This is a genomic window from Pseudomonas machongensis (assembly GCF_034961125.1).
Classification (GTDB): Bacteria; Pseudomonadota; Gammaproteobacteria; order Pseudomonadales; family Pseudomonadaceae; genus Aquipseudomonas; species Aquipseudomonas machongensis.
Map to the genome: position 1 here is coordinate 1 of NZ_JAYFUI010000149.1, position 10,180 is coordinate 10,180.

Annotated in this window: 12 protein-coding genes; 9 read left to right on the forward strand and 3 right to left on the reverse strand. The window is 64.9% G+C overall.

All coding sequences use genetic code 11. From position 1 onward, the window contains the following. From VA602_RS14740 to rluD, 3 genes are all read right to left on the reverse strand, one after another. A partial coding sequence (locus VA602_RS14740) for a hypothetical protein (RefSeq protein ID WP_323453584.1) occupies positions 1-232 on the reverse strand: 232 nt, incomplete at its 3' end. Between the two features lie 193 nt (positions 233-425). Further along, a complete protein-coding gene (pgeF, locus tag VA602_RS14745) occupies positions 426-1,166 on the reverse strand; it encodes a peptidoglycan editing factor PgeF (RefSeq protein ID WP_063542826.1) in 741 nt (246 codons plus the stop codon). Continuing rightward, positions 1,163-2,125 carry a 23S rRNA pseudouridine(1911/1915/1917) synthase RluD gene (gene rluD / locus VA602_RS14750; RefSeq protein WP_063542824.1) on the reverse strand — a complete coding sequence of 321 codons (963 nt, stop codon included), beginning with the start codon at positions 2,123-2,125 and terminating at the stop codon, positions 1,163-1,165. The genes pgeF and rluD overlap by 4 nt, the downstream gene beginning before the upstream one ends. Before the next feature lie 147 nt (positions 2,126-2,272). Here rluD and VA602_RS14755 point away from each other — a divergent pair, with 147 nt between their 5' ends. The 9 genes from VA602_RS14755 to VA602_RS14795 form a co-directional block, all read left to right on the forward strand. Continuing rightward, on the forward strand, positions 2,273-3,292 hold the full coding sequence (locus tag VA602_RS14755; RefSeq protein ID WP_054895114.1) for an outer membrane protein assembly factor BamD: 1,020 nt from the start codon (positions 2,273-2,275) through the stop codon (positions 3,290-3,292). Between the two features lie 94 nt (positions 3,293-3,386). Next, complete coding sequence (locus VA602_RS14760) at positions 3,387-3,617, forward strand: PP0621 family protein (RefSeq protein ID WP_063542822.1); 231 nt, start codon at positions 3,387-3,389, stop codon at positions 3,615-3,617. Between the two features lie 202 nt (positions 3,618-3,819). Beyond that, the gene (locus VA602_RS14765; RefSeq protein ID WP_054895112.1) at positions 3,820-4,584 is read left to right on the forward strand and encodes a FadR/GntR family transcriptional regulator; all 765 of its coding nucleotides are present in this window, start codon (positions 3,820-3,822) and stop codon (positions 4,582-4,584) included. Between the two features lie 91 nt (positions 4,585-4,675). Then, a complete protein-coding gene (locus VA602_RS14770) occupies positions 4,676-5,878 on the forward strand; it encodes an ABC transporter substrate-binding protein (protein WP_054895111.1) in 1,203 nt (400 codons plus the stop codon). 65 nt (positions 5,879-5,943) lie between these two features. Then, complete coding sequence (locus tag VA602_RS14775; RefSeq protein WP_151926499.1) at positions 5,944-6,804, forward strand: branched-chain amino acid ABC transporter permease; 861 nt, start codon at positions 5,944-5,946, stop codon at positions 6,802-6,804. Positions 6,805-6,807: 3 nt separating this feature from the next. Continuing rightward, entirely contained in the window at positions 6,808-7,812 is a 1,005-nt protein-coding gene (locus VA602_RS14780) for a branched-chain amino acid ABC transporter permease (RefSeq protein ID WP_153774751.1), read from the forward strand. Next, positions 7,812-8,564 carry an ABC transporter ATP-binding protein gene (locus VA602_RS14785; RefSeq protein WP_054895108.1) on the forward strand — a complete coding sequence of 251 codons (753 nt, stop codon included), beginning with the start codon at positions 7,812-7,814 and terminating at the stop codon, positions 8,562-8,564. The genes VA602_RS14780 and VA602_RS14785 overlap by 1 nt, the downstream gene beginning before the upstream one ends. Continuing rightward, complete coding sequence (locus VA602_RS14790) at positions 8,564-9,259, forward strand: ABC transporter ATP-binding protein (RefSeq protein WP_063542818.1); 696 nt, start codon at positions 8,564-8,566, stop codon at positions 9,257-9,259. Before VA602_RS14785 ends, VA602_RS14790 begins: the two co-directional genes overlap by 1 nt. A 127-nt stretch (positions 9,260-9,386) precedes the next feature. Next, positions 9,387-10,180, forward strand: a 794-nt coding sequence (locus VA602_RS14795) for a hydantoinase/carbamoylase family amidase (RefSeq protein WP_407682510.1), incomplete at its 3' end; no start/stop codon positions are given.

Genomic DNA, 10,180 nt, shown 5'->3' on the forward strand with positions numbered 1-10,180 from the left:
GGCTGCGCCAGTGGCTGGGCAACTGTTGGCAGAACTCGATGGCCAGCGAACTCTTGCCGAACCCCGCCGGTGCGTTGACCAGCAGCAGCCGCCCACCCAGCCCCGCTTCGAGACGCTGGCACAAGCGCGCGCGCAGCACATGCCCGTCCGGCAGCGGTGGCCGGAAGAAACGCCCGTCCAGCAGACCAAGGGCCTGGCTGGCGACTCCATGCGTACGGGACAAATCTGTCATGGCCGACTCGTTCTGGTTGGAAGATCACGGCGATACGGATTGTTGCGAGCCTAGCGGCTATTGCGACGCATTTGAAGATGATCAAAACGCTTGAGAAGGAAAAGACTACGACAAAAAGCAACAACACTGATGGACATCAGTGAGATCTATTGCACGGCATAGCACAAACCGCCCCCAGAACGGGCGCAGAGGCTCAGCGAGGTTCGAGCCAGACCAGCGAAGCGAAACGCCCGCCCTGCGGGGTGCGCCGATAGGAGAAGAAACGCGGGTCGCTGACCGTGCAGAACCCTCCGCCATAGACGGCCGTCACGCCGCGCGCGGCCAGGCGGATACGCGCCAGGGCATAGATGTCGGCGATCAGCTTGTCGGGGCGTTGGCCCGCGACGAAGGCACTGGCGGCCTCTGGATGCACGGCGGTGAACGCATCGCGCACTTCCAGGCCCACTTCGAACGCCTGCGGGCCGATAGCCGGGCCCAGCCACACCAGCACCTCTTCAGGCGCCAGCGCCAGACGATCAAGGGTGGCTTCCAGCACGCCACCGGCCAGCCCGCGCCAGCCAGCATGTGCGGCCGCCACGCGCGTACCGGCGCGATCGCAGAACAGCGCAGGCAAACAATCGGCGGTCATCACGGTACAGGCGATACCGGGCTGGTCGGTCCAGCTGGCATCCGCTTCGGCCACCACGGCCGGATCGGCGTCGGCCACGACCAGGCCATGCACTTGCTTGAGCCAGGCCGGCTGGATAGCGAACTCAGCGCCCAGGCGACGGCGGTTCTCGGCGACCGCTGCAGGATCGTCGCCCACGTGGTCACCCAGGTTGAAGGTTTCGTAGGGTGGCAGGCTGACGCCGCCCTCTCGTGTGGTGACGCAAGCGCGAACCGAGGCCGGGGCCGGCCAGTCGGGGAAGATCAGCGATTGCGTCAGCTCGCTCATCCGATAAAGCTCTCGCGGTCCTGATCGAGCAGCGACAGCAGCCACATGAAGTCGTCCGGCAGAGGCGATTTCCACTCCATGCGCTCACCGGTCGTCGGATGATCCAGCGCCAGGAAGCGCGCGTGCAGGGCCTGGCGAGGGAAGTGCTTGACCGCCTCGACCATGGCCACGCTGGCGGCCGGCGGGATGCGGAAGCGACCGCCGTAGGTCTGGTCGCCGACCAGCGGGAAGCCGACATGGGCCATGTGCACACGAATCTGGTGGGTACGCCCGGTCTCCAGCTTGACCCGCACGTGGGTGTGCGAACGGAAACGCTTGAGCACGCGATAGTGGCTGACCGCCGGCTTGCCGCCATCGGTGACCGCCATGCGCTGACGCATGCCGCCGTGGCGACCGATCGGTGCGTCGATCTTGCCACCGGCCGTCACCACGCCCACCACGATGCATTCATAGATGCGGCTGACCGAGCGTTTCTGCAACTGGTCGACGAGGTTGGTCTGCGCCTGCAGCGTCTTGGCGACCACCATCAGACCAGTGGTGTCCTTGTCCAGGCGGTGGACGATGCCGGCGCGCGGCACGTTGATGATGTCCGGCACATGGTGCAGCAGGGCGTTGAGCAGGGTACCGCTGGCATGTCCCACAGCCGGATGGACCACCAGCCCGGCAGGCTTGTTGATCACCAGGATCTGGTCGTCTTCATAGACGATGTCCAGCTCGATGTCCTCTGCCTCCCATTCACCCTGGGCCTCCTGTTCGGCCTCCAGAGCGAGAACGGAGCCGGTGTGGACGGTATCGCGCGGGCGCAGCACCGCACCATCGACGGTCAGGCGGCCTTCCTTGATCCACGAAGTCAGGCGCGAACGCGAGTACTCGTCGAACAATTGGGCGGCGACCTGGTCGAGGCGTTGGCCGCCCAGCTCGGACGGGACCTCTGCACTAAGTTGAATGATCTCGGACATGCTCGAATCGATGGGCTTACAGCCTTTGGTTTCGGCTGCGTGCTTGTGGTTAAATACGGCTTCTTTTGCCCCGGGGTTGGCCGGGGGCGCTCATCATAACAGGACGGCACCGCCCAAGACAGCGGCCGTCAAAGGACGCAAGCCGCCATGCAAGTGAAACACCTGCTGCTGATCGCCATCCTCGGGCTCACTGCTGCCTGTTCCTCGAACAAGGAAGTCATTGACGAGAACCTCAGCGAAGCCGAGTTGTACCAGCAGGCGCAGGCCGACCTGGACAACCACAGCTACACCAGTGCCGTGAACAAGCTCAAGGCCCTGGAATCGCGCTACCCGTTCGGCCGCTACGCCGACCAGGCCCAGCTCGAGCTGATCTACGCCAACTACAAGAACACCGAGCCCGAGGCCGCGAAGTCCGCTGCCGAGCGCTTCATCCGCCTGCACCCGCAGCACCCGAACGTCGACTACGCCTATTATCTGAAAGGCCTGACCTCGTTCGACCAGGACCGCGGCCTGCTGGCGCGCTTCCTGCCGCTGGACATGACCAAGCGTGACCCAGGCGCGGCGCGCGACTCGTACAACGAGTTCGCCCAGCTCACCAGCCGCTTCCCCAATAGCCGTTACGCCCCGGACGCCAAGCAGCGCATGATCTACCTGCGCAACCTGCTGGCCTCCTACGAAATCCACGTCGCCGACTATTACCTGAGCCGTGAGGCTTACGTCGCCGCCGCCAACCGTGGCCGCTACGTGGTGGAGAACTTTCAGGAAACGCCATCGGTTGCCGACGGCCTGGCCGTGATGACCGAAGCCTACCAGAAAATGCACCTGGACGACCTGGCCGCCACCAGCCTGGAAACCCTCAAGCTCAACTACCCGAACCACCCGAGCCTGGTAGACGGCCAGTTCGTACCCAAGCAGGGCGAGTCCGACGGCCGCTCCTGGCTGTCCAAGGCCACCCTGGGCCTGATCGAGACCGACACGCCGCTGCCACCGGGTGAAACCCGCGCCAACCAGGACGTGGTCCGTCAGTTCAAGGACGCCCGTTCGGAAATGCCAGCCGACCTGCTGCCCAAAGACGAAAACGGCGACCCGATCCTGCCGGAAGGTCCGAAGGACGCCGAGGTGGATCGTTCCTGGTTCAGCTACCTGACCTTCGGTCTGTTCGACTGACAGATCGCGCAACGAGAAAGGGAGGCCCAGGCCTCCCTTTTTTCATGGCCGCGCCCTAGACTGTGGCCTCTTCATTCACGACAAGCTGGACACCATGGTTCGCCTACTCTTCTGGATCGCCCTGATCGCCGCCGCGTTCTGGCTGTGGCGCAAATTCAAGATCAGCCAGCAATCACGTCCCGAGCCACGCCTCGAAGACCCCTTGACCATGGTGCGTTGCGCCCATTGCGGCGTACACCTGCCCAACGACCGGGCGCTCAAGCTCGGCAAGGACTGGTACTGCAGCCAGGCCCACCTCGAACAGGGTCCTGGCCGACAAGGCTGATCGCAGAGAACGAGCTCTCCCTTGTGGGAAAGCGGGTTTGCCCGCGCCCACGGGGGGCAGTTTCAGATTTTCGAGCCCGCCTCACTTATCCCTCCCCGACCCTTTCACTCCATTTGCGACCCCTACTCCCCCGCCACCATTGACCCCTTCCAGCAAAACTCGCTAAATCCTATTTATCCGCATAAATATGAAAAATAGCGAAATGCTCAAACCCAAACGCAAGCGCCAGAAGCTTTCCGACGTCATCGTCGAATCGGTCAAGCGCTCGATCGTCACCGAGGCCCTGCGCCCAGGCGATCGCCTGCCCACCGAACGCGAGCTGATGGAGCACTTCGAATGCTCCAAAGGGACCGCCCGCGAGGCGCTCAAGGCCCTGGAGGTCGAAGGGCTGGTCAACACCCGCACCGGCCCTACCGGCGGCGCCTATCTCGCTGAAGTCGGCACCGAGCCCGCCAGTCGCGCGCTGCGCAACTACCTGCACTTCCAGCACCTGGACGGCGAACAGGTCTACCAGTTGCGCAAAGTCATCGAGGTCGAGCTGGCAGTGGCCGTGATGGGCCAGCTCAGCGACGCCGACTACGCCGCGCTGCAGGCCAACATCGATTTCTGCAGCACCCCGGAAGACAGCGAACAGGGCCAGCGCGAACAGCGCCTGGCGGAGATCGAATTCCACACCTTGCTGGCGCGCCGCTGCCCCAATCCGCTGTTGCGCTTCATGGCGGTGTTCCTCAACGACTTGCTGCGCGACCTGGTGGTACTGAAGAAGGCCTACCTGCCCAAGCGCCAGGCGTTCGCCGCTGCCAACATCGACTACCACAAGCAACTGCTGGTCGCCCTGCGCGCCAGCGACGAGAAGGCCGTGCGCCGGCTGATGCACGAACACATGTGCGACGCCGAACACCATATGACCGCGCTGGAGGGCGAGGTCGAACGCAACTTCCTGCTGGAGTTCGAACACCACCACTGATCCAGCCTGCACAGAGGCCTGCTCAAAGGCCCGGCCGTACCCGCTTTGCCATTGCCACTCCTGCCTAATAACCAGAACCAAGGAGTTATCCATGCAAAGACGTACCCTGCTCAAGGCAGGTCTTGCCCTGGGTGCCCTCGGCAGCCTCCCACTGGGAGCGCAGCGGGCATTCGCCGAACAGCCGCTGGTCTTCTACGGGCTCAAGTCGATGTCCGGCGCCTTCGCCAGCTACGGCAAGTACGCCGACATGGGCTCGCGCCTGGCCATCGCCGAGCACCCGCAACTGCTGGGGCGGCCGCTGCAGTACAAGGTCATCGACACCGAAGGCAATGCCGGCAAGGCGGTGCGCAAGGTGCAGGAAGCCATCGGCCAGGACGGTGCGAGATTCTTCCAGGGCTGCACCCTGTCTTCGTCGGCCCTGGCCGTGTCCAAGGAAATCAACAAGGCCGGCGGCGTGTTCATGACCCCGGTCGGCGCCGACGAGATCACCGGCAAGGATTGCAATCTGTCGACATTCCGCTGGTCGGTCCCGACCTACGGCGCGATTCGCGAAACCCTGGTGCCGATGATTCGCCAGCTGCCGCAAGCCAAGCGCTGGTACACCATCACCCCGCAATACGTGTTCGGCGATGCGCTGCTGGACAATGCGCGCAAGGTCTTCGCCGAGTTCGGTGTCGAGCACATCGGCAACAGTTACCACTCACTGCAGGAGCAGGAGTTCTCCGGGTACCTGACCAACGCCATCGCCGCCAAGCCCGACGTGCTGGTGCTGCTGAACTTCGGCAGCCAGTCGTCCAACGCCCTGCGCCAGGCGGTCAATTTCGGGATCAAGGAGCGGATGAAGGTGCTGCTGGTCTGGTCGGCAGGGCTCGACCAGTTCCAGGAGCTGGGCAGCGACGTGCTCGAAGGGGTCTACCTGGGTGCCCAGTACTGGCATCAGGTGGATACGCCGCTGAACAAGGCACTGGTCGCCGCAACGCAGAAGGCCTACGGGATCAACCCCAACTATCCACTGGCCGCCGACTACATCGGCACCAAGGTCATGCTCGACGCCATCGTCCAGGCTGGCACCTTCGACGGCGCCAGCGTCGCCAGGGCCTTGCAGGGCATGCGTTTCCAGGGCCCTACCGGCGAAGAGCTGATCCGACCTGGTGACCACCAGGTGCTCAAGGACTACTACCTGCTGCGCGGCAAGCCCCAGGGCCAGTTGCGCGACGAGGACGATCTGGCTGAAGTCATCAGTTCGGGCCGCTCGTTCGTCGAGGTCGATCACACCGGTTGCGCCTTGGCCTGAGGCCACGACGCCAGTCAAACACACCTGTACAGGCAGCCGCACCGCGCGCTGTCGAGGGCACGTTCATGCTCGAATTGTACCTGTTCCAACTGCTCAACGGCCTGGGCCTGGGGATGATCTACTTCCTCATCGCCGTGGGCCTGACGATCATTTTCGGCCTGCTCAACTTCGTCAACTTCGCCCATGGGGCGTTCTTCCTGCTCGGCGCCTACCTGTGCTACACCGCCGTGGCCCTGACCGGCAACTTCTGGCTGGCACTGCTGGTCGCACCGTTGGTCGTGGCAGCGCTGGCCTGGGCGGTCGAGCGCCTGCTGATCAAGCGCATCTACCACCTGCCGCACACCTTCCAGATCCTGGTCACCCTGGGCATCGCGCTGATCATCCAGGAAGCCTCGGTACTGATCTGGGGGCCGGTGGGCAAGAACATCGCCGTACCGCCGGAGCTTCGTGGCGTGATCATTCTGGGCGACTTCATCTACCCCTACTACCGCCTGTTCCTGATCGGCTTCGCCGCGCTGATCGGCCTGGCCCTGTGGCTGCTGCTCGAACGCACGCGTTTCGGTGCCCTGGTACGCGCCGGCAGCGAGAGCACCGAAACCGTGTCGCTGCTGGGCACCAACATCTTCCGCCTGTTCTCCCTGACCTTTGCCCTCGGCGTGGGTCTGGCCGGTGTCGCCGGGGTGCTGTTCGCGCCGTTGCGTGGTGCCCAGCCCTTCGTCGGCCCGGAGATCCTCGGCATCGCCTTCGTGGTGGTGGTGATCGGCGGCATGGGTTCGTTCGGCGGCGCGCTGGTCGGTGGACTGCTGGTCGGCGTGGTGCAAAGCATGATGACCAGCCTCTGGCCGCAGGGCGCCAGCCTGATGATCTACGGGGCGATGGCCGCGGTGATCCTGGTCCGTCCCTATGGCCTGTTCGGGAGAGCATGACTGATGAGCGAGAAGAATCCACTACCGGCCGGGCCGCGCACGCCCGTCCTGCTGTTGCTGGTGGTCGCCAGCCTGGTGCTGCTGCCGCTGGTGCTGCCCTCGGCCACGCTGGCCACCGAGATCCTGATCTTTGCCCTGGCGGCGCTCGCCTGCAACCTGCTGTTGGGCTACACCGGCCTGCTGTCGTTCGGCCAGGGCATTTTCTTCGGCGTGGGTGCCTATGGCGCGGCACTGCTGATGATCCACTTGAAATGGGGGCTGTTCGCCGCGCTGCTGGGCGCTGCGGTATTCGGTGCGTTGCTGGCGCTGCTGGTCGGCGCACTGGCGATCCGGCGCAAGGGCATCTACTTCGTCATGCTGACCCTGGCCTTCAGCCAGATGGCGTACTTCCTGGCCTACACCCTCAGCGGCTGGACCGGGGGCGACAACGGCCTGCTCGACGTGCCACGGCCGAATGTCGAAGTCTTCGGCCACGTGCTGGTCGACCTGGGCAACCCTCGGCACTTCTATGCCTTCGTCGCCGTGCTGTTCCTGCTGATTTTCGCCTTCGCCTTGCGGGTGATCCGCTCGCCCTTTGGCAGCACCTTGCTGGCGATCCGCGAGAACGAGACCCGCGCGGCGGCGATCGGCTACGACACCCGCCACTTCAAGATCCTGGTGTTCATGCTGTCCGGCGCCATCACCGGTATCGCCGGGGCGCTGTACGCCATGCTGCTGCACTTTGCGCCGCTGTCGAACATCGACCTGATGATGAGCGAGAACATCCTGATCATGACCATCATCGGCGGCACCGGCTCGCTGTTCGGCTCGCTGCTGGGGGCCGGCGCCATCGTGGTGCTGGGCGATGTGCTGTCGGAGCTGTGGCCACGCTGGCTGATGCTGCTCGGGCTCATCCTGATCCTGGTGGTGGTATTCATGCGTGGCGGCCTGTGGGGCGGCCTGGCCGAGCTGGGCAAGCGCCTGCGTCCGGGGCGTGCGTTGTCGACCAAGACCAAGGAGACCTTGTGATGAGCGAGTTCCTGCTGGAAACCCGCAACCTGGAGCTGGCCTACGGACCGTTCCGCGCGGTCGGCGGTGTCGACCTGAAAGTCCGGCCTGGCACCATCCACACGGTCATCGGCCCCAATGGTGCCGGCAAGACCAGCCTGTTCCACTGCCTGACCGGCGAACGCCAGGCTACCGCCGGCAGCATCCTGTTCAATGGCCGGGACATCGTCCGCAAGCCCTCCCATGGCCGCGTGGCCCTGGGCATGGCGCGCTCGTTCCAGCTCACCAGCCTGTTCCAGAACCTCTCGGTGCGCGAGAACCTGCGCCTGGCCGCCCAGGGCCGCGACGGCCTGGGCGCGCTGAACTTCTGGCGCAGCGTCGAGCACAAGCGCAGCCACTGGGACACCGCCGACCAGGTGCTCGAGCGCCTGAAACTCACAGGCCGTGCCGACACCCTCGCCGGCGAACTCTCCCATGGCCAGCAGCGCGTACTGGAAGTCGGCATGTCGATCTGCGCCAAGCCGAGCCTGCTGATGCTCGACGAGCCCACCTCCGGCATGGGCATCGACGACATCCCGCTGATGACCGAACTGATCAGCGATCTGGGCCGCGACCACACCGTGCTGCTGATCGAGCACAACATGAGCATCGTCATGTCGATCAGCCAGCGCATCACCGTCATGAGCCACGGCCAGATCCTGGTCGAGGGCACCCCGGACTTCGTGCGCAACGACGAACGCGTGCGCACCGCCTACCTTGGAGAGGCCGCCTGATGCTCAACGTCGACTCGATCCATTCCTACTACGACAAAAGCCACGTGCTCGAAGGCGTCTCCCTGCAGGTCGGCGCCGGCGAACTGGTGACCCTGCTCGGGCGTAACGGTGCCGGCAAGACCACTACCTTGCGCAGCATCCTCGGCATTGTCCGACCTCGCCAGGGCCAGATCAGCTTCGATGGCCAGCCCCTGGTCGGCCGCGAAATCTTCGATATCGCCCGCCGGGGCATCGCTCTGGTGCCGGAACATCGCGGCATCTTCCGCCAGCTCAGTGTCGAGGAAAACCTGAAGATCGCCACGCGCAAGGAGAGCCGCTGGCAGTTGCGCGACGTCTACGCGATGTTCCCGCGCCTGGAAGAGCGCCGCCGTAACGGTGGCTTCGCGCTGTCGGGCGGCGAGCAGCAGATGCTGGCGATCGCCCGCGCCCTGCTCAACGGCCCGCGCCTGCTGATCCTCGATGAGCCGACCGAGGGGCTGGCGCCGGTGATCGTCGACGAGCTGGTGAAGATCCTGCGGCGAATCAAGGACGAAGGCCTGTCGATCCTGCTGGTGGAGCAGAACCTGATGGTCTGCGATGCCTTGGCCGACCGTCACTACGTGCTCGAGCAGGGCCGCGTGGCCTACCAGGGCACCGCCGCACAGTTTCGCGACGACCCGAGCATCAAGAACCGTTACCTGGCCCTGAGTGCCTGATTTCAGGCCTTGCTCTGTATCGGCCTCTTCGCGGGCAAGCCCGCTCCCACAATGGCTGAGGCTCATATCCAGTGGGAGCGGGCTTGCCCGCGAAGAAGCCCCCTATTTGCTACAGGAGAGACGCCCCATGAACACCCGCATCGATCCCTCGCAACACCTGCTCGGCCAGGGCGCCCTGGTCAACCGCGAGCGCCTCTGGCAATCGCTGATGGACCTGGCCCGGCTCGGTGCCACGGCCAAGGGCGGTGTATGCCGCCTGGCGCTGACCGATCTCGACCGCCAGGCCCGCGACCTGTTCGTGCGCTGGTGCGAAGAGGCTGGCTGCACGGTCAGTGTCGACGCCATCGGCAACATCTTCGCCCGCCGCGCAGGACGCAACCCGGCACTGGCGCCGGTCATGACCGGCAGCCATATCGATACCCAGCCCACCGGCGGCAAGTTCGACGGCTGCTACGGCGTCATGGCCGGGCTTGAGGTGATGCGCACCCTCAATGACCTTGGCCTGCAGACCGAGGCCCCGCTGGAAGTGGTGGTGTGGACCAACGAAGAAGGCTCGCGCTTCCCACCGTGCATGATGGGATCGGGGGTGTTTGCCGGTAAGTTCGGTCTGCAGGAGACCCTCGACAAGGTCGACGAACAGGGCCTTTCGGTGGGCGCGGAGCTTCAGCGCATCGGTTACGCCGGCCCGCGGGTGCCGGTCGGGCATCCGGTCGGCGCCTATTTCGAAGCGCATATCGAGCAGGGGCCGGTGCTGGAGGACCAGCGCACCACCATCGGTGTGGTGCAGGGCTGCCTGGGCCAGAAATGGTTCGACCTGGTGTTCACCGGCGTCGAGGCCCATGCCGGCCCGACACCGATGCACCTGCGCAAGGATGCCTTGGTCGGCGCCGCCGAGGTAGTCGCTGCGGTGAACCGCGTGGC

Excerpts from the sequence above, each read along its gene's own strand:
- VA602_RS14775 (WP_151926499.1), top strand. The coding sequence starts at position 5,944 with ATGCTCGAATTGTACCTGTTCCAACTGCTCAACGGCCTGGGCCTGGGG.
- VA602_RS14790 (WP_063542818.1), top strand. The coding sequence starts at position 8,564 with ATGCTCAACGTCGACTCGATCCATTCCTACTACGACAAAAGCCACGTG.
- VA602_RS14760 (WP_063542822.1), top strand. The coding sequence starts at position 3,387 with ATGGTTCGCCTACTCTTCTGGATCGCCCTGATCGCCGCCGCGTTCTGG.
- VA602_RS14780 (WP_153774751.1), top strand. The coding sequence starts at position 6,808 with ATGAGCGAGAAGAATCCACTACCGGCCGGGCCGCGCACGCCCGTCCTG.
- pgeF (WP_063542826.1), bottom strand. The coding sequence starts at position 1,166 with ATGAGCGAGCTGACGCAATCGCTGATCTTCCCCGACTGGCCGGCCCCG.
- VA602_RS14755 (WP_054895114.1), top strand. The coding sequence starts at position 2,273 with ATGCAAGTGAAACACCTGCTGCTGATCGCCATCCTCGGGCTCACTGCT.
- VA602_RS14765 (WP_054895112.1), top strand. The coding sequence starts at position 3,820 with ATGCTCAAACCCAAACGCAAGCGCCAGAAGCTTTCCGACGTCATCGTC.
- VA602_RS14770 (WP_054895111.1), top strand. The coding sequence starts at position 4,676 with ATGCAAAGACGTACCCTGCTCAAGGCAGGTCTTGCCCTGGGTGCCCTC.
- rluD (WP_063542824.1), bottom strand. The coding sequence starts at position 2,125 with ATGTCCGAGATCATTCAACTTAGTGCAGAGGTCCCGTCCGAGCTGGGC.
- VA602_RS14785 (WP_054895108.1), top strand. The coding sequence starts at position 7,812 with ATGAGCGAGTTCCTGCTGGAAACCCGCAACCTGGAGCTGGCCTACGGA.